13 protein-coding genes are annotated in these 19494 nt (G+C 69.7%); 6 read left to right on the top strand and 7 right to left on the bottom strand.

Annotated features, from left to right (window positions below):
* Nucleotides 1-37: 37 nt before the first annotated feature.
* A complete protein-coding gene (locus OM960_RS10745) occupies nucleotides 38-2263 on the bottom strand; it encodes a response regulator (protein WP_264771951.1) in 2226 nt (741 codons plus the stop codon).
* Between the two features lie 155 nt (nucleotides 2264-2418).
* Between OM960_RS10745 and OM960_RS10740 the strand changes: the two genes are divergently transcribed.
* Both OM960_RS10740 and pbpC read left to right on the top strand, forming a co-directional pair.
* Nucleotides 2419-7866, top strand: coding sequence for an alpha-2-macroglobulin family protein (locus OM960_RS10740; protein ID WP_264771950.1), 5448 nt, complete (start codon nucleotides 2419-2421; stop codon nucleotides 7864-7866).
* Nucleotides 7867-7869: 3 nt separating this feature from the next.
* The gene (pbpC, locus tag OM960_RS10735; RefSeq protein ID WP_264771949.1) at nucleotides 7870-9903 is read left to right on the top strand and encodes a penicillin-binding protein 1C; all 2034 of its coding nucleotides are present in this window, start codon (nucleotides 7870-7872) and stop codon (nucleotides 9901-9903) included.
* A gap of 59 nt (nucleotides 9904-9962) precedes the next feature.
* Here the strand turns inward: pbpC and OM960_RS10730 are convergent, their stop codons facing one another.
* From OM960_RS10730 to OM960_RS10715, 4 genes are all read right to left on the bottom strand, one after another.
* A complete protein-coding gene (locus OM960_RS10730; RefSeq protein ID WP_264771948.1) occupies nucleotides 9963-11141 on the bottom strand; it encodes an acetyl-CoA C-acyltransferase family protein in 1179 nt (392 codons plus the stop codon).
* 32 nt (nucleotides 11142-11173) lie between these two features.
* Nucleotides 11174-11977 carry a metallophosphoesterase gene (locus tag OM960_RS10725; protein ID WP_264771947.1) on the bottom strand — a complete coding sequence of 268 codons (804 nt, stop codon included), beginning with the start codon at nucleotides 11975-11977 and terminating at the stop codon, nucleotides 11174-11176.
* A gap of 162 nt (nucleotides 11978-12139) precedes the next feature.
* Nucleotides 12140-12880, bottom strand: a complete 741-nt coding sequence (locus OM960_RS10720) for a metallophosphoesterase (RefSeq protein WP_263338286.1) — start codon at nucleotides 12878-12880, stop codon at nucleotides 12140-12142.
* Between the two features lie 65 nt (nucleotides 12881-12945).
* Nucleotides 12946-13554 carry a dimethylsulfonioproprionate lyase family protein gene (locus OM960_RS10715; protein ID WP_263338283.1) on the bottom strand — a complete coding sequence of 203 codons (609 nt, stop codon included), beginning with the start codon at nucleotides 13552-13554 and terminating at the stop codon, nucleotides 12946-12948.
* 131 nt (nucleotides 13555-13685) lie between these two features.
* Between OM960_RS10715 and OM960_RS10710 the strand changes: the two genes are divergently transcribed.
* A complete protein-coding gene (locus OM960_RS10710; RefSeq protein ID WP_264771946.1) occupies nucleotides 13686-14579 on the top strand; it encodes an NAD(P)-dependent oxidoreductase in 894 nt (297 codons plus the stop codon).
* 98 nt (nucleotides 14580-14677) lie between these two features.
* On the opposite strand, the gene serA is transcribed toward OM960_RS10710, so the two are convergent.
* Both serA and OM960_RS10700 read right to left on the bottom strand, forming a co-directional pair.
* A complete protein-coding gene (gene serA / locus OM960_RS10705; protein ID WP_264771945.1) occupies nucleotides 14678-16273 on the bottom strand; it encodes a phosphoglycerate dehydrogenase in 1596 nt (531 codons plus the stop codon).
* 86 nt (nucleotides 16274-16359) lie between these two features.
* Nucleotides 16360-17517, bottom strand: coding sequence for a phosphoserine transaminase (locus tag OM960_RS10700; RefSeq protein WP_264771944.1), 1158 nt, complete (start codon nucleotides 17515-17517; stop codon nucleotides 16360-16362).
* Between the two features lie 154 nt (nucleotides 17518-17671).
* On the opposite strand from OM960_RS10700, the gene serB reads away from it, so the two are divergent.
* From serB to OM960_RS10685, 3 genes are all read left to right on the top strand, one after another.
* On the top strand, nucleotides 17672-18544 hold the full coding sequence (serB, locus tag OM960_RS10695) for a phosphoserine phosphatase SerB (RefSeq protein ID WP_264771943.1): 873 nt from the start codon (nucleotides 17672-17674) through the stop codon (nucleotides 18542-18544).
* Between the two features lie 170 nt (nucleotides 18545-18714).
* Nucleotides 18715-19044 (top strand): ArsR/SmtB family transcription factor, encoded by a 330-nt coding sequence (locus OM960_RS10690; RefSeq protein ID WP_263338274.1) that lies wholly within the window; start codon nucleotides 18715-18717, stop codon nucleotides 19042-19044.
* The gene (locus tag OM960_RS10685) at nucleotides 19044-19481 is read left to right on the top strand and encodes an SRPBCC family protein (protein ID WP_263338271.1); all 438 of its coding nucleotides are present in this window, start codon (nucleotides 19044-19046) and stop codon (nucleotides 19479-19481) included. The genes OM960_RS10690 and OM960_RS10685 overlap by 1 nt, the downstream gene beginning before the upstream one ends.
* Nucleotides 19482-19494: the final 13 nt, after the last annotated feature.

Raw genomic sequence — 19494 nt, 5'->3', positions numbered from 1 at the left:
TCGGCGCGCTGAACCCAAGGCCGAGCGCGCAGCGCGGTCAGGTCGGACCGGGGCGCGCCGACAAGTCATGCGCTGGCCTCGCCGAGGGCGGGCAATACGCGTCGATTTTCGAGGAAATCGCGACCTTCTTGAGTGGCTTCGTCAGGTACTCGTCGATTCCGGCTGCACTGACTGCATCCCGGTCGCCTTCCATGACATGCGCCGTGAGCGCCACGATCGGCACTTTCGGCAGGCCCTGCTCGGCCTCGATCGCCCGGATCGCCCGGGCGGCCTCGCGGCCGTCCATCTCCGGCATGGAGATGTCCATGAAGATCAGGTCGGGCTTGAAACTGCGCCATTTCTCGACCGCTTCGCGCCCATTGCGGGCAAACGTGAGGTCGATGTCGAAATCGGCGACCATCTTGCGGAACACGAGCTGGTTGGTGCGGTTGTCCTCGGCGGCAAGCACGCGCATCTGCCTACCGCCCGCGTCTGGGGGCTCGGCGGCGTCCTGGCTGGCGGGTGCGGGCTCGCCGGTGGCGGGATAGGAGAGGTCCTCTAGTGTACGAAACAGCTCGCGGCGCAGGATCGGCTTGCAAAGCACCGCCGCCAGACCCGCGGACGGGCCGTCAACGGCGGCGGGGTCCGACGACAGCAGTACGACCGGCGCGCCGACCCCGGCCGACCGGAGAGCGGCGGCCAGGGCGGGACCGTTCATGTCCGGCATCTCGTGATCGGTCAGGATCACGTCGAACGGATGCGCCGATGCGGCGCGCAATGCCTCGGCCGGAGTGGTGCACATCGTCACCTCGAGCCCGTAGGTCTCGAGTTGACGTTCGAGGATCACCCGGTTGATCTGAACATCGTCGACGATCAGCGCCCGCTTGAGGAGGATCGGCCGGTCAGGCTTGTCGACCGGATCGCGCGGCTCGGCCGGCGCCAGCGTCACGCGGAAACCGAAGCACGACCCCTTCCCCGGCTCACTGTCGACCCAGATCGCGCCCCCCATGAGCTCGACGAGCTGTCGGCTGATCGCAAGGCCGAGACCGGTGCCCTCGAACTTGCGGTTCGACTGATCTTCGATCTGGTTGAATTCGCCGAAGACATGGTCGATGAAGTCCACCGGAATGCCGATGCCGGTATCCTCGACGGTGATGTGAAGGTCGAACCGTCCATCGGACCCCTCGATCCCGACAACCCTCGACAGGACGTGGCCCGTGTCGGTGAATTTCACCGCATTGCCGATCAGGTTGGTGACGATCTGACGGATCCGCCCCCTGTCGCCGACATATCGCGTCGGCAGGAACAGGTCGAAATCGACCAGAAGCTTGATTCCCTTGTCGCGTGCGGCAGGCTGCAGGAGCAGCATGACTTCGTGCAGGCAGCGCTCGAGATCGAACGGCTCAGGATACAGCTTCAGCTTCTCCGCCTCGATCTTCGAGTAATCGAGCACGTCATTGATGATGGCCAGAAGCGCCTCGCCGGACGACTTGATCGTCTCGGCGAAGAGCCGTTGCTCCTCGTTCAGCCCGCTCTCGCAGAGAAGCTCGGCCATGCCGACGACACCGTTCATCGGCGTTCGGATCTCGTGGCTCATGTTGGCGAGGAAGGCGGACTTGGCGCGGTTCGCCGCCTCGGCCCTTGCCCGCGCCTCTTCCAGTTCGGCCTCGCGCGCGACCGCGTCGGTGATGTCGAGCGCCATGGACACCAGATCGCCGGCGTCGCCGCGCCGGTCGATGAGCTTGATGTGGCGGCCGTCCGGAAGGCTGACGATCGTCGGCTCGATCGCGTCGCGGCCAATGCGCTCGATCATCGCGTGGTACCAGTCCTGCACTGTTTCATCCCCGAGATCGCCGAATCCGGCCTCGCCGAAGGCCGCGAGAATCGTGTCGTAGTCGGACCCGACACCGAAATCGCGGTGCTTGCCGAACAGCCCGAGATAGGCCCGGTTCGCCGTGACCAGCCGAAGATCGGCGTCAAAGACCGCGAACCCGTCCTCGATCGTCTCGATCGCCTCCCAGAGCCGCCGCTGGGCGAGTTCCGATTCCACGTTGGCGCGTTCGAGATCGTGCTGGTAGCGGCTGTTCTGACCCTTCAGCGATTCGGCCTCGTGCCGGGCCTCCTCGAGCCCGTGGCGCTGTTCGACGATCTGGTCGGAGAGCAACCGGGCGTGGCGCGAGAGCTGGGAATTCGCGGCGAAGAGCTCCCTTTGTTTCTGGTCAAGCAGGCGTTCGGCGGCGAGCCGCGCCCGCCGCTCCCTCGCCAGTTTCTCGGCAATGCTCAAACCCGCCTCCGGTCCGACCGCGCCGCTTCGGCGCAGGGCAACCATGACGCTCCGGCATGAAGGAAGGTTTAAGCGTTCCGCGATCGGGGGCCGGTCTTGCCATGCCGGCCGGCGCCATGCGAGCATCCTCGCATTACCAAGGACAGGGGATTTCGATGCTCAGGGTGTTGCCCGCCGCTCTCGTGGCCTTGCTCGCAGTTTCCGCCGTCACCGCCCAGGACCGCGACTACATTCCCGACAGACGCGCGGCCCTGGTCGAAGGTATCGACTTCCCCGGCGCGGACCTTCGTGCCCTGTTCGACGTCGAATACAACGCCTGCGCGTCGGCATGTCTCACCGACGGCGCCTGCCGGGCCTTCACCTTCAACCGCCGTGCCGGATCCTGCTTCCTGAAAACCGAAGCCGGCACGGCAGAACCCTATTCCGGCGCCGTGTCAGGCCGCATCATCGCCGCCGCAGAGGGTGCCACCGAACAAGCGCGGAATTTGGCCACGGATCTCTCATTTCTAAGGGAGGAGGACTTCGATGCGGCGCTTGAGCAGGCAAACGGCCTCTCTGTAGCACATCCAACCGGAATTGCGACCGAGACAGAATTGATCGCGGCGGAGCGAGCGGCGCGCGACGCAGAGGACTGGCCCGGCGTCGCCGAAGCAACCGGCGCGGCGCTCAACATCTCCGACTCGGCCGGGCTCTGGGCCGATTATGCCGCAGCGCTTCTCGAAATTCCGGCCAACCGAAGCAAGCGCCGGGACAACGCCGATCGCGCCGCCGCCGCCGCGATCAACGCCTACCTGCGGGCCGACGCCCCCGCGCTCCGCGCCACCGCGCTTGCGACCCTCGCCCGCGCCTTCGAGACCGTCGAACGCGGCCCCGACATGATCCCCGCCTTGCGCCTTGCCCAGCGCCTGCAGCCGCGCGACGAAACCGCCGCGGCGCTTGAAGACGCGATCGGCAAATACGGCTTCCGCATCGCCGAGACCCAGGTCGACAGCGACGCCGCCATGCCGCGGATCTGCGCCACCTTTACCGCCGATCTGATCCGCGCCGGGACCGACTACGCCCCCTTCGTCAAGCTCGACGCGGCGGGCCTCGCCGTCGACGCCTCGGGCCGGCAGATCTGCGTGAGCGGGGTCGAGCACGGCCGCCGCTACGCGGTGACCTTCCGCGAAGGGTTGCCCGCCGCCGATGGCGAGGAGCTGGCGAAGGACGTGACGCTCAACCTCTACGTCCGCGACCGGGCGCCTGCCGTGCGATTCCCTGGCCGCGCCTATGTGCTGCCCCGGACCGATCGGGCCGGGATCCCGGTCGAGACCGTCAATACCGACCGGCTCGACCTCACGCTCCTCCGGATCTCCGACCGCAACCTGATCCGGGCGATCCAGAGCGACTATTTCGGCCGCCCGCTCGACTACTGGTCGTCGGAGAACCTCAAGGGACAGGTCGCGGAGGAGGTGTGGGCTGGTACGGGCGAGGTCGGGATGGAGGTCAACCGCGACGTGACCACGCGGCTGCCGCTCGACGCGGTGATGGAAGACCTCGGGCCGGGCATCTACTCACTGCAGGCCGGGGTTCCGGGGCTCGATCCCTACGACCATCCGCCGGCGACGCAGTGGTTCGTCATCTCCGATCTCGGGCTCACCACCTTCGAGGGCACGGACGGGCTCCACGTCGTCGTGCGCGCGCTCTCGGGCGCGACGGCGGCCGAAGGTGCCACCGCGACGCTCTTGTCCCGCGCCAACGCGGTGATCGCGACGGCCCGGACCGACGCCGAGGGCCTTGCCCGGTTCGCCGCCGGGCTGACCGCCGGGACCGGCGGCGCCGTCCCCGCGCTCGTCACCGTGGAGAAGGACGGCGACTTCGCGTTCCTGCCGCTGACCGAGCCGGAGTTCGACCTCTCCGACCGCGGCGTCGCCGGGCGCGAGGCCGCGCCGCCGATCGACGTGTTCCTTGCAACCGACCGCGGCGCTTACCGTGCGGGCGAGACGGTCCACACGACGATCCTTGCCCGCGACTCGAGGATGGAGGCGCTCGACGGGCTGCCGATGACGGTGCGGCTTCTCCGACCCGACGGCGTCGAATACAGCCGGATCCTCGCCGCTGCGGTCGGCGCGGGCGGCCATGTCGCGACGCTCCCCCTGGCGGCGAGCGCGCCACGCGGCACCTGGCGGATCGAGAGCTTCGTCGAGGACGGCAAGGTGCTTGCCGCCGACAGCCTCCTCGTCGAGGACTTCCTGCCAGAACGCATCGACTTCGACCTGACGCTGCCCGAAGGCGCGCTGCGCCTTGCCGACACGCCCGCGCTCGGCATCGCCGCGCGCTATCTCTTCGGCGCGCCGGGTGCGGGGCTCGCGGTCGAGGGCGATCTGAGGATCGCCGCGCTCGACCGGCTCGACGCCTTTCCCGGGTACGGCTTCGGCCGCCATGACGAACCGTTCTCGCCCTACCGCGACGCCTTGCCCGAGGTCGGGCCGACCGATGCCGAGGGACGCGCGACGCTAGCCGCGGCGCTCCCCGATCTCGGCGAAGCGGGGAACCGGCCCCTGGAGGCGCGCTTCGCGGTGCGTCTGAAGGAGGGCTCCGGCCGCCCTGTCGAGCGCGAGGTCGCCCGGCGGATCCTGCCAGACGCCCCGGTCATCGGGATCAAGCCGCTCTTCGAGGGCGGCACCGTGGCCCAAGGGGACGAGGCCCGGTTCGAGCTGATCGCGGTCGGCCCTGACGAGGCCCCGGCGGCGCGCAGCGCCCATTGGACGCTCAACCGGATCGAAACCGACTACCAGTGGTACTCGCTCTACGGCCAGTGGAACTGGGAGGTGACGACCACCCGCCACCGGGTCGCCGAGGGTGACGTGGCGCTGACCGCGACCGGCGCCGAGGCCATCGCCGCCCCGGTCGACTGGGGTAATTACGAGCTGGTCGTCGAGGCCGCCGACGGCACCTACAGCGCCGCCTCGGTCGAGTTCCACGCCGGCTGGTACGCCCCCGCCGACGCCACCGAGACGCCGGACACCGTGCCGGTGACGCTCGACAAGCCCGCCTATCGGCCCGGCGACACCGCGGTGGTGCGGCTGGAGCCGCGCGCCGACGGCGTGGCGCTGGTCACGGTGATGTCGAACCGGCTGATCGATATGAAGGCGGTGCCGGTCACCGCCGGCGAGACGCTGGTGGAACTGCCGGTGACCGATGACTGGGGCGCGGGCGCCTATGTCGCGGCCTCGGTGATCCGGCCGCTCGATGCCGATGCCGGCCGCGCTCCGGCGCGGGCGCTCGGGCTTTCCTACGCCGCGGTCGATCCCGGCCCGCGCAGGCTCGCCGCCGCCTTCGAAGTCGCGCCCGAGGCCGCGCCGCGTGGCCCGCTTCCGGTCGCGCTGAAGGTCGAGGGCGCGACGGCGGGCGAACCCGTCCTCGCCACCATCGCCGCCGTCGATGTCGGCATCCTGAACCTCACCGGCTTCTCCTCGCCTGACCCCGAGGGGCACTATTTCGGCCAGCGGAAGCTCGGCGTCGGGATCCGCGACCTGTACGGACGGCTGATCGACGGCCAGGCGGGCGTGAAGGGCGCGGTGCGCTCCGGCGGCGACGGCGCCTCGGGGCTGAAGATGCAGGCGCCGCCGCCGACCGAGGAACTCGTCGCCTATTTCTCCGGCCCGCTGACCGTGGGTGCCGACGGCTACGCGCGGACCGAGTTCGCATTGCCGTCCTTCAACGGCACGGTGCGGCTCATGGCCGTCGCCTGGTCGAAATCCGCCATCGGTCAGGCCGAAGCAGAGGTACTGGTGCGCGACCCGGTCGTGGTGACCGCCTCGCTCCCGCGCTTCCTTGCGCCCGGCGACGAGAGCCGGCTGCTTTTGGAAATCGTCCACGCGACCGGCCCGGCCGGGCGGATCGGACTCGACGTGAACGGCGAGGGGCTCACCCTCGGCGCGGCACCCTCCGGGCTCGATCTCACCGAAGGCGGCAAGGCGGTTGTCTCGGTGCCCGTCACCGCCGGAGACACCGAGGACACCGGTACCATCCGGGTCGCGCTGACGACGCCGGACGGGCGCCAACTGGTGAAGGATCTCGACCTGCCCGTCCAGTCGAACGAGCCCGAAGTGGCCCGCCAGAGCCGCTTCGACCTTGCCGCCGGCGACGCCTTCACGCTCGACGCCAACGTCTTCGCCGGGCTCGTCCCCGGCTCCGGCCGCGCCACCCTCGCGGTCGGGCCAATCGCCCGCTTCGATGCGCCGGGCCTTCTCGCCGCGCTCGACGCCTACCCCTACGGCTGCACCGAGCAGCTCACCTCGAAGGCGCTGCCGCTCCTCTATTTCGAGGAGGTGGCGCGGGCGATGGGCACCGGCCAGTCCGGCGACATCCGCACGCGGGTGGAGGAGAGCATCGCCGAGATCCTGCTCAACCAGTCGTCGAACGGCGCCTTCGGCCTCTGGCACGCCGATACCGGCGACCTCTGGCTCGACGCCTATGTGACCGACTTCCTCAGTCGGGCAAAGGCGCAGGGCTACCCGGTGCCCGACACCGCGTTCCGCAGCGCGCTCGACAACCTCAGGAACCAGATCAACTACGCGCCCGATTTCGACGCGGGCGGCGGCGCCTATGCCTATGCGCTGATGGTGCTCGCACGCGAGGGCGCGGCGGCGGTGGGCGACTTGCGCTACTACGCCGACGTGAAGACAGACGCCTTCGACACGCCGATCGCCGCTGCCCAGCTCGGCGCGGCGCTCGCCTCCTACGGCGATCAGCGGCGCGCCGACGCGATGTTCACCGCGGCCGCGCGGCTCATAGACACCCGGACAGGAACGGAGGAGGCCCCGCTCTGGCGCGCCGATTACGGCACCGACCTGCGCGACGCCACAGCGCTTCTGGCGCTCGCCGCCGAGGCGGGTTCCGCCGCCGTGAGCCCCGAGACGCTCGGCAACGACGTGGCCCGCGCGCTGACCGGAAAGCGGCTCTCGACGCAGGAGGCGACCTGGGCGCTGCTCGCCACCCACGCACTGATCGACCGGCCCGGCGCCGACGGCTTCACCGTCAACGGCGCGGCGGTCGAGGGACCGCTCGTCCGGGTGCTCGAAGCCGCCGCCGCCATGCCGCAGGTCATCGCCAACGGATCGGGCCGCGACGCGACTGTGACGCTTTCGACCTTCGGCGTACCCGCAGAACCGGAGCCCGCGGGCGGCAAGGGCTACGCGATCGAACGTAGCTACTACACGCTCGAGGGCGAGCCCGCCGACATCGCCACGGTCAGGCAGGGCGCGAGGCTCGTCGCGATGATCGAGGTCACGCCGCACGGCAGGGGCGAGGCGCGGCTGATGGTCGACGACCCGCTCCCCGCCGGGTTCGAGATCGACAACCCGAGCCTTATCCGCGCCGGCGACATTGCCACCCTCGGCTGGCTCGACAGTGTGGCCGAGACACGGACGACCGAGTTCCGCCAGGACCGCTTCCTCGCGGCGGTGGACTGGACCACCGGCGAACCGTTCCGGCTCGCCTATCTCGTCCGTGCGATCTCGCCCGGCAGCTTCCACCACCCGGCGGCAAGCGTCGAGGACATGTACCGCCCCGACTACCGCGCCCGGACCGCGACCGGCCGGGTCGTGGTGAGCGAGTAGCCGGTGCGCGCCGCCCTGCCCATAGCCCTCGCGGCGGCGCTTTTTGCGACAGCACTGGCGCGCGACGCCGCCGACCTCTGGATCGACCGGACCGAGCTGCCACCGCTCGCGGTCGCGACCGGAACCGAGGTGCTTGCCCGCGACGGCACGCTCCTGCGCGCCTTCACCGTCGCCGACGGGCGCTGGCGGCTCGAACCCGGCCCGGTCGATCCACTCTTCACCGGCATGCTCGTGGCCTACGAGGACAAGCGGTTCTTAACCCATGCCGGCGTCGATCCCCGCGCGCTCCTCCGCGCCGCGGCTCAGGCGGCATGGAACGGGCGGATCATCTCCGGCGGCTCGACGCTGACCATGCAGGTCGCCCGGCTCCTCGAGGAAAGCGGCACCGGGCGGATCGCCGGCAAGCTCCGCCAGGTCCGGGTCGCGATGGCGCTGGAACGGCGGTTGACGAAGGCCGAGATCCTCGGCCTCTACCTTCGGCTCGCCCCCTATGGCGGCAATCTCGAAGGCCTCCGCGCCGCCTCGCTCTCCTGGCTCGGCAAGGAGCCGCGCCGCCTCACCGCCGCCGAGGCGGCGCTCCTCGTGGCACTGCCGCAATCGCCAGAGACCCGGCGGCCCGACCGCTTCCCCGACGCCGCGCGCGCGGCCCGCGCCCGGGTGCTGGCGCGGATGGCCGAGGCCGGCTTTCTCGACCGCGACCGTGCCACGGCCGCGCTCACCGAACCCGTGCCGACAACGCGCAAACCCTTCCCCGCCCGCGCCCCGCATCTCGCCGAGCGGCTGCGCCGCGCCGATCCCCAGGCCCGGACGATCCCGACCACGATCGACGCCCGCCTGCAGACCGCGCTCGAAGCCCTCGCCGCCCGCGCCGCACGGCACGCTTTCCCCCGCGCCTCGCTCGCGCTCCTCGTCGCCGACCACCGGACCGGCGAGATACTCGCCTCGGTCGGCTCGCCCGACTGGACCGACGACCGCCGCGCCGGCTTCATCGACATGACCCGAGCGACGCGCTCGCCGGGATCGACGCTGAAGCCCTTCGTCTACGCGCTCGCCTTCGACGAGGGCCTCGCGCATCCCGAAACCCTGATCGAGGACCGCCCGACCGCCTTCGGCACCTACGCCCCGCAGAACTTCGACCGGAGCTTCCGCGGCACGACCCCGGTCCGCGAGGCGCTGCAGCTCTCGCTCAACATCCCGGTCGTCAGCCTTACGGAGGCGCTCGGCCCGGCCCGCCTCCTCGCGACGCTCCGCCGTGCCGGGGTGGAACCCGCGCTGCCCGGCGGCCAGCCCGGCCTCGCCGTGGCGCTCGGCGGCGTCGGGGTGACGCTCGAAGACCTGGTCCAGAGCTACGCCGCCCTCGCCCGCCTCGGCGCGCCGGTCCGGATCTCGGCCCTTCCCGGCGCCGCCCAACCGCTCGACCGTAGGCTCTTCGGACCCGAGGCGGCCTGGCTCACTGCCGACATCCTCGCCGGCCTCGCCCCGCCCGCGGGCGCGCCCGCACACCGGCTGGCCTACAAGACCGGCACCAGCTACGGCCACCGCGACGCCTGGGCGATCGGCTTCGACGGCCGCCATGTCGCCGGGATCTGGATCGGCCGCGCCGACGGCGCCTCGGTCCCCGGCGCCTTCGGCGGCGAGCTCGCGGCCCCCCTTCTTTTCGAGGCCTTCGCCCGGCTCAAACCCGTCCCCGATCCCCTGCCTCCGCCGCCGCCTGCGACGCTGATCGTCGCGAACGCCCGCCTGCCGCAACCGCTGCAGCGCTTCCGCCCGCGCGGCGCCGTCTTCGCCGTCAATCTAGACGCGCCAGAAATTGCCTTCCCGCCCGACGGCGCAGAAGTCGAGTCCCCGCGCGCACTCACGCTCAAGGTCCGCGGCGGCACACCGCCCTTCACCTGGCTCGCCAACGGCGCGCCGGTGATCCTCGCCGACCGCACCCGCGAGTCAGCCCTGCCCGCCCCGGAAGTCGGCTACCTCACGCTTTCGGTAATCGACGCGAAGGGGCGAAGCGCCACGTCTGCCGTGACCCTCCGCCCCTGATCTTCATCTTGCTCTATATATCCCGGGGGTCCGGGGGCAGCGCCCCCGGCCTTACCGCCTCAGACCCGCTCGATGGCGAGCGCGATGCCTTGGCCGCCGCCGATGCACATAGTGATCAGCGCCCTCTTGCCGCCGATCCGCTCGAGCTCGTAGAGCGCCTTGATCGTGATGATCGCTCCGGTCGCCCCGATCGGATGGCCGAGCGCCACCGCGCCGCCGTTCGGGTTTACCTTGGCCGGATCGAAGCCGAGCCCCTTCGTCACCGCGAGCGCCTGCGCCGCGAAGGCCTCGTTCGACTCGATCACGTCGAAATCGCCGACCGACAGCCCGGTGCGCTTCAGAAGCGCCTCGACCGCCGGCACCGGCCCGATCCCCATCACCTCCGGGCGCACCCCGGCATGGGCATAGCCCAGCACCCGCGCGCGCGGCTTCAACCCGGCCTTCTCGGCCGCCCCGGCGCGAGCCAGAACCACCGCGGCGGCACCGTCGTTGATGCCGCTCGCATTGCCCGCGGTCACCGTGCCGTCCTTCTTGAACACGGTCTTCAGCCCCGCCAGCGCCTCGAGACTCGTCGCCTTCGGGTGCTCGTCGGTGTCGAAGACGATCGTGCCCTTGCGCGAGGCGATCTCGACCGGCGCGATCTGCTCCTTGAAGCGGCCCTCGGCGATCGCCTTCGCCGCGCGGTTCTGACTTTCCATCGCGAAGGCATCCTGCGCCGCGCGGCTGATGTCATGCTCGGCGGCGACATTCTCGGCCGTCACGCCCATGTGGCCGGTGCCGAACGGGCAGGTGAGCGCCCCGGTCATCATGTCGAGCGCCTTGGTGTCGCCCATCTTCTGGCCCCAGCGCGCGGCCTGCATCGCATAGGGCGATCGGCTCATGCTCTCCGCCCCGCCGGCCAGCGCGAAATCGGCATCGCCGAGGCTCAACGACTGGACGCAGGAGACGATCGCCTGCACGCCCGAGCCGCAAAGCCGGTTGACGTTCATCGCCGGCGTCCCGTTCGGCACGCCTGCCTGCATCGCGGCGACGCGGCTGAGATACATGTCGCGCGGCTCGGTGTTGATCACATGGCCGAAGGCGACATGGCCGATGCGCTCGCCCTCGACGCCGGCGCGCTCGAGCGCGGCCTTCGCCGCCACGGTCGCGGTGTCGATGGGCGCCATGCCGGCCAGCGCACCGCCGAAGGTTCCGATCGCGGTGCGCGCGCCGGAGAGAATCACGATATCGTCGCTCATTCAAAGCCTCCTGGGTAAAATCCGAGGAAACTCTAGGCGCCGCGCTGCAGCATGACCAGCGTGATTTCGGGTGGCTGGAGGATTCTGAGCGGAAGACCGGAATAGCCGATTCCGCCCGAGACGATCAGGTGCCGCCCGCCCTCGCGGACATGGCCCCAGGCATAGCGCCCGCCATGGGCCGAGGGTGTCATCGGTCGCCATCCAAGAAGGTTCGCCTGGCCGCCGTGCGTATGGCCGGAGATCTGCAGGAACGCGCGTTCGTCGCCTTGCGCGAAATAGTCCGGCTCATGCGCCATGAGGATCGCCGGCGCGCCCGCGGGCACTTCGGAGAAGGCGGCGTCCGGGTCGTGCAGACCGGGATGGCCGTGCCGCCTCAGCGCATGCTGGCTGTCGATCCCGGCCAGCCAGAACCGCCCGCCGCCGTGTTCGAGACAGATCGCGCGGTTCCCGAGCAGGGCGATCGGACTCGGTTCCAAGGCCTCGACAACCGAGTTGCGGGCAAACCCGCTGCTCTGCGCGAGCCGGCAATCCCACCAGTCGTGATTGCCGAGCACGGCGGCGACGCCAAGCGGCGCCGAGAGGCGGCTGAGTTCGGCCACCACCGCATCCGCCGGCTCGCCGCGACCGGGAAGCTTCGCATCGGCGATGAGGTCGCCCGGCAACAGGATCAGGTCGGCGCCCAGCGCATTCGTGATCGCGACGATGTGACGAAGCGCCGGGAGCGGCGTCCAAGGCCGGCAGACGTGTAGGTCGGCCAGGACGGCAATGGTCAGATCCGGCAGGGTCCAGCGCGCATCGGCGATCCTGTGGCGGACCAGCCGCGGCTTCGACCGCACGGTCAGCGGTGCGAAAAACCGTCGCGGCTTCATGCCGGGCCACCAGGCGTTGCGGTCGCAATCGTCGAGGCACAATCCGGCATCATCCCTCCGATCAGGCCCCGACGCGGCGCGACCTGCAAGATCCCGTCCCGGCCGCGCGTCGTCCTGATCCCGCGGGTGTCAACACGTCGGCACGATCTCGGTGCGCCCGTCGGCGCCGAGCCGCCAGACCCGGTCCCCTTCGATCACGACCGCGGTCAACGCGCGGCCGTAGCCGGCCCCAGTGTCGATGTTCAGCCGGTTGCCATAATGCGTCGCGACATCCACCGGCGTGTGGCCATGCACCACGAGCGCGCCGTGGTCGCGCGGATCGTCGAGGAACTCGCCCCGGATCCAGAGCAGATCGTCCTCGCGCTGCTCCTCCAGAGGGATGCCCGGGCGGATGCCCGCGTGCACGAAGACGGTCCGCCCGCGCCGATAGGAGTTCGGCAGCGCGCGCAGGAAGGCGGCGTGACGCCCGGGCACGCGGGCCGACGCCTCCCGGTGGAGGTCGAAGAGCAGCCGTTCATCGATATTCTCGATGCCGTAGGACGCGAGGGTTGCCGCTCCGCCGAGGTTGCGGCTGACCCAGTGGAGACTCACGCGCAGGCCCGGATCGTGACTGTCCGGATCGTTGAGGAACTCGGCGAACATGCGGTCGTGATTGCCCCTGAGCACCACCCAGGGCGCACCGGAGGCTTGCCCGTGCAGCAGGAAGTCGAGAACGCCCCGACTGTCGGGGCCGCGGTCGACGAGGTCGCCGATGTGAACCACGGGTGCCGCCGCGTCGCCCACCCGCGCCCGATCCTCGGCAATCAACCGATGCGCCGCTTCGAGCTTGTCGAGATGGCCGTGAATGTCGCCGATCGCATAGGTCCGCATGGTCGTCCGTCCGGGTGCCTCGGGCGGACCCTATCGCGGGCGCGGGCCGGGAGGCAATCGCCGGATCAGGCGATCAGCTCCTCGGGGTCGTCGAGGAAGGCGTAGGAATGGGTGTTCACGTCGCCCGACCAGCGCCAGAGCGCAAGGACGCCTTCGGAGCCTGTACGGAAGGCATGCGGCATCAGGCTCGGATGGTGAATCATGTCACCGGGCACCCGCATCCGCCGGTCCTCGCCCGCGGTCCAGAAGGCCTGTCCGGCGAGGATCACATAGGTCTCGTCGGCATCGTGGTTGTGGAGCGCGTAATAGCTGTTCGGCCGCTGGTAGAAGAGGCCGAGCCGGAGGTCGGGCGCGGGGATCGGCCCGTCGGGGCCCATCAGCGTGGTCACGGCGCAGATCGCCGCAGCAGAGTCGCTCATCCGGTCGGCGACCGGGTTGGTGCCCCAGGGGATCAGGTCCTGCGCGGCGAGGATCGCTGCGGCGGCCGGATGCGCGGAGGTTGCGAGCAGGTCGCGCATCAGCCCATCGAGCGCGCAGGGCGGCTGCAGCGCGAAAGCCTCGGGCGCAGGCGTCGTCACCAGCGCCTGCGCGGTACGGTCGGCCGCCTCGCGGCCCTCGGACCGGTAGATGGACGCGAGGGCGTCGAGAAGGGCGTCGAAGGCGGGCGGGTGCATCGGGCGCGTCCTATTCGCGAGGGTAAAACGGACCGAGCATTGTGCCGGAACCGGCGCCACCGCTGCATCGCGAGCGACAGAAAGGCGTCGCATCTGTTAGAATCTTCTGCGGAAATGATCGGGAGAGGGAGATGAGCGACATTACAGTGGTGGGATTGGGGGCGATGGGCTCGGCGCTTGCCCGAACGCTCATTGCGGCAGGGCGGGACGTGACCGTGTGGAACCGCTCGCCCGAGAAGATGCGGCCCCTCGTGGCGGCGGGCGCCGAAGGCGCCGCGACACTGGGCGCGGCCGTCTCGGCCAGCCCCCGGACCATCGTCTGCATCCCGGACTACCAGTCGACCGCCGGTCTGTTCGAACAGCCCGATGTCGGCTCCGCGCTCAAGGGCCGAACCGTCATCCAGCTGAGCACCGGAACACCGCGGGAGGCAGCGGGAGGCGAAGCATGGTTCGGCGCTCATGGCGCCGCCTATCTGGACGGCGCGATCCTCTGCTGGCCCGGCGACATCGGAACGCCCAAGGGGCTCATGCTGGTGGCGGGCCCGGCGGCTGCGTTCGAGGCGAGCCGGGCCGACCTGCAGCCGCTCGCCGGCGACCTGCGCTATCTGGGGGCGAACATCCGGGCGGCGTCGACGCTCGATCTGGCATTCCTGTCGCGATTGACGGGCATCATCTTCGGCTCGATTCATGGCGCCATGGTCTGCGAGGCCGAAGGCGTGCCGGTTGAGGCGTTCACCGCGCTCCTGCCCGCGGGCGACCGGTCGGTTCCGCTGACGCAAACCATCAGCGCAGAAAGCTTCGCGCATGTCAGCAAGGGCGGCGCCACGGTCGACGTTGCCGGCAGCGCGGTGACCCGGATGCGGCAACAGGCGAAGGACGCTGGAATCAACAGCGAACTTCCAGACCTGCTGTGCAACTGGGTGCGGCGGGCGCAGGACGCCGGGTACGGGTCTGAGGAAACCGCCGCCGTGATCAAGGCGCTTCGGAGCGCGAGGGATCGCGGCGGGCGGCAGGAAGATCGCTGACGCGCATGGTCGCACGGCCTCGTTCAGGGCGGTGACGGCGGCGGCGTTTCTCTGGTATCCGATGTGCCGGCGCCACGAAATGGCGCCGGCCCGGTGTCTCAGGCCACGTCGAACACCAGCGGCTTGACCTGGCTGAACTTGCCGGTTGCCTCCAGTGCCCGCAGCACCTCCACCTTCGGCGCCTCGTCGAGATAGAGCAGCGCGATGGCGTCGCCGCCCTGTGCCGCACGGCCGAGGGTGAAGTTGGCAATGTTTACCCCGGCGTTGCCGAGCGTGTGGCCGAGCGTGCCGATGATGCCCGGCACGTCCTCGTTCGTGGTGTAAAGCATGTGCGCCCCGATCTCGGCGTCGATGTTGATGCCCTTGATCTGGATGAAGCGCGGCTTGCCGTCCGAGAAGACCGTCCCGGCGATCGAGCGTTCGCGCCTGTCGGTCACCACGGTAAGCTTCATGTAGCCCTCGAAGACACCGCCCTTTTCCTGCCGGGTCGTGGCGATCTTGACGCCGCGCTCGCGTGCGATGATCGGGGCCGAGACCATGTTCACGTCCGGGTTGGTCGCCGCCATGATGCCCGCGATCGCGGCGCAGTTCAGCGCCTCGAGGTTCATGTGGCTGACGCAGCCGTCATAGAGCACGTTGATCGCCTTGATCGGCTCGTCGGTGAGCTGGCCCGCGAAGGCGCCGAGATGCTGGGCGAGCTTCAGCCACGGCCCCATGACCGCGGCCTCTTCCGCCGTGACCGAGGGCATGTTCAGCGCGTTCTGCACCGCCCCGGTCAGAAGATAGTCCGACATCTGCTCGGCCACCTGAAGCGCCACGTTCTCCTGCGCCTCGGTCGTCGCCGCGCCGAGATGCGGGGTCACCACGACGTTCGGCAGGTGGAAGAGCGGGCTTTCGGTCGCGGGTTCCACCTCGAAGACGTCGAAGGCGGCACCGGCGACCTGGCCGTTGGTCAGCGCCTCGGCCAGCGCGCCCTCGTCGACGAGCCCGCCGCGGGCGCAGTTAATGATCCGCACGCCCTTCTTCGTCTTGGCGATGTTCTCGGCCGAGAGGATGTTGCGGGTCTTGTCGGTCAGCGGCACATGCAGCGTGATGAAATCGGCGCGGGCGAGCAGCTCGTCGAGCTCGACCTTGGTCACGCCCATCGCCTTGGCGCGCTCCTCCGAGAGGAACGGGTCATAGGCCACGACCTTCATATGGAGGCCCAGCGCCCGGTCGCAGACGATCGAGCCGATGTTGCCGGCGCCGATCACGCCGAGCGTCTTGTTGAAGAGCTCCACCCCCATGAAGCGGTTCTTCTCCCACTTGCCGGCATGGGTGGAGACGCTCGCCTCGGGCAGTTGCCGAGCGACGGCGAACATCATCGCGATGGCGTGTTCGGCGGTGGTGACCGAGTTGCCGAAGGGCGTGTTCATCACGATCACGCCTTTCTTCGAGGCGGCCGGGATGTCGACATTGTCGACGCCGATCCCGGCGCGGCCGATCACCTTGAGATTGCCGGCGGCGGCGAGGATCTTCTCCGTCACCTTGGTCGCCGAGCGGATCGCGAGGCCGTCATACTGGCCGATCACGTCGAGGAGCTTGTCCTTGTCCTTGCCGAGGTCGGGCAGGTAGTCGACCTCGACGCCGCGGTCGCGGAAGATCTGGACGGCGGTTTCGCTGAGCTTGTCGGATACGAGAACTTTCGGGGCCATGATCTGGGGTCCTGTCATCTGTCCGCCACGCGGGCGGAAAACCTTGGGGAAACCCCCGCCCGTGGCGGGGGGCAATCGCTCGGGGGTCAGGCCGCGACGGTCTGCGCCGCGATCTCGGTCTCGAAGGCCCATTCGATCCAGGGCATGAGCGCGGTCACGTCCGCGGTCTCGACCGTGGAGCCGCACCAGAGCCGCAAGCCCGCCGGCGCGTCGCGGTAGGCGCCGGCATCGAGGGCAACGCCCTGCTTTTCCAGCCGCTTCGCAACCGCCTTGGCGAAGGCCGCGCCATCGGCGATGCGGGCGTCGGTGAACTTCAGGCAGACGCTCGTCGTCGAGGCCGTCGCCGGATCGACCGCGAGATCGGCAACCCAGTCCTTTTGCGCGATGAAGTCGCGCACCGCCTTCGCATTCGCGTCGGCCCGTGCGACCAGCGCCCTGAGCCCGCCGAGGCCTTGCGCCCATTTCAGCGCCACGAGGTAGTCCTCGACGCAGAGCATCGACGGCGTGTTGATCGTCTCGCCGGTGAAGATGCCCTCGATCAGCTTGCCGCCCTTGGTCATGCGGAAGATCTTCGGCAGCGGCCAGGCCGGCGCATAGCTTTCCAGCCGCTCGACGGCACGGGGCGAGAGGATCAGCACACCATGCGCGCCCTCGCCGCCCAGCACCTTCTGCCAGGAGAAGGTGACCACATCGAGCTTGTCGAACGGCAGGTCCATCGCGAAGGCGGCCGAGGTGGCGTCGCAGATCGTCAAACCTGCGCGGTTCGCCGGGATCGCGTCGCCGTTCGGCACCCGCACGCCGGAGGTCGTGCCGTTCCAGGTGAAGACCACGTCGCGGTCGAAATCGACCGTCGCGAAATCGACGATCTCGCCATAGGGCGCCTTCTTCACAGTGGCATCGAGCTTCAGCTGCTTGACTACGTCGGTGACCCAGCCTTCGCCGAACGACTCCCAGGCGAGCATCTCGACCGGACGGGCACCGAGGAGCGACCAGAGCGCCATCTCGACGGCGCCGGTGTCGGAGGCGGGCACAATGCCGATGCGGTAATCGGCCGGAACGCCGAGTACCTCTCGGGTGAGGTCGATCGCCTCTTTCAGCTTGGCCTTGCCGACGGCAGCGCGGTGCGACCGGCCGAGCGGTGCATCCGAAAGCATGTCGAGGGAGAAGCCGGGGATCTTCGTGCAGGGGCCCGAAGAGAAGCGCGGGTTTGCCGGCCGCGCGGCCGGAGTCGTCAGATCGCTCATGGTATCCTTCCAGATAAGCGCCCCTCGTTGGGGAGGGGTGTCCCACCGCCGGAGATAGAGAGGTGCGGAGACTGGCACAAGCCGGAAAAGTGATCTAAAGCGCCGCTTGAGCCACAAAAAACGACACCCATAATCCACTATCGGAAACTTGCCCATGCATGTCGCAACGCTTCTCGCCAACCCCACCCGCGCCGACCTGTCCCGCGCCACGGTCGAAGCCCTGCGCGACGCCTGGGGCGGCGGCGAGGCGGTCTGGCTCAACCCCGGAATCGCCGCGGAATTCGCGCTGCCCGCCATGCCCGCGAACCGTTGGGAGGCCTGGGAGGGGCTGCAGGCGCTCGGCTTCGACCTCGTCGTGCAAAGGGCCGAGGGGCGGCGCAAGACGATGCTGCTGGCCGACATGGATTCGACCATGATCGGCCAGGAATGCATCGACGAGCTCGCCGACATGGCGGGTGTGGGGGCACGCGTGGCAGGGATCACCGCTCGCGCGATGAACGGCGAGCTGGATTTCGAGGGCGCGCTTCTGGAACGCGTCGGCCTGCTCGAGGGCCTGCCCGAATCGGTGATCGACGAGGTGCTCGCGACCCGCATGACCTACACGCCCGGCGGGCGCGAGCTGATCGCGACGATGAAGGCCAACGGCGGCTACGCAGCGCTGGTCTCGGGCGGTTTCACCGCCTTCACCACGGCGGTCGCCGCCCATCTCGGCTTCGACGAACACCGCGCCAACACGCTCCTCGCCGCCGACGGCCGGCTCACCGGCGATGTCGCCCGTCCGATCCTCGGTCGCGAGGCCAAGATGGCAGCGCTGCGCGAGATCTCGGCGCGTCTCGGCATCGGCCATGACGCGGTGATGGCGGTCGGCGACGGCGCCAACGATCTCGGCATGCTCGGCCTCGCCGGCGCCGGCGTCGCGCTCCACGCCAAGCCCTCGGTCGCCGCCCAGTGCGAGATCCGCATCAACCACGGCGATCTCACCTCGCTCCTTTACATCCAGGGCTACGCCGTCACCGACTTCGCCTGACGGCCGCTTCTGCCGCCCCCCCCTCCGCCCGCGGCAATCCGAGTGCCCGCCGCCCCGCGGCGGGCGCGAGAGGAAGGCCATGCGCCCGGAACGGGCGCTCCGCCGGATCACCGGACGTTCGCATGTAATTAACATTTGCGTTAATTAACAGAATCGGAAATAATCAACCCATGACCCGACTTCCCGACCTCTTCGCCGCGCTCGCCGACCCGACCCGCTTCGCCATCGTCGAGCGCCTGCTGGCCGAGGGCGAGCAATCCGCGGGCGAGCTGGCGGACATCGCCGACATCACCGCGCCGGCGATCTCGCGCCACCTCAAGGTTCTGCGCGAGGCCGGCGTCGTTACCCAGCGCATCGACGGCCAGCGGCGCATTTACGCGGTCACGCCAGAGCCGCTGCAGGCGATCTCCGCCTGGGCGATTGCGCATCGCGACTTCTGGGAAGGAAGCCTCGACCGGCTGGAAGCCGCCATCCGAAACCGAAGGAAGGAGAGCCGCTGATGTCCGACCTGCGCCTGACCCGCGACCTCGACGCGACGCTCAACGAGATCTGGGACTTCATCACCACCCCCGCCGGCCTCTTGCAATGGTGGGGCCCGGAGGGCCTGAGCGTGCCCGAACACGCGCTCGACTTCACCCGCGAGGGCCCGTGGTATTCGGTAATGGCCGGCCCCGAGGGCCAGCGCTACAAGGTCTCGGGCCGGGTCACCCATGTCCGGCCGCAGACCTCGGTCGGCTTCACCTGGGCCTGGCATGACGAGGCCGACCGGCGCGGCCCCGAAAGCCATGTCACGCTCGGCCTCGAACCGCTCGGACCGGGCCGGGTGCGGCTCGTGCTCGACCATGTGGGCCTGCCGGACGACGAGGCGGCACAGCGCCACACCGAAGGCTGGACATCGAGCCTGAAGAAGCTGGAGCGCCGCTTCGCCCCGGCCTGAACCCTAAGGGAGG

This window comes from Defluviimonas salinarum (assembly GCF_026013545.1).
Classification (GTDB): domain Bacteria; phylum Pseudomonadota; class Alphaproteobacteria; order Rhodobacterales; family Rhodobacteraceae; genus Albidovulum; species Albidovulum salinarum.
The sequence above is the reverse complement of the archived record's forward strand: the minus strand, read 5'-3'. Positions and strand labels throughout refer to the sequence as shown.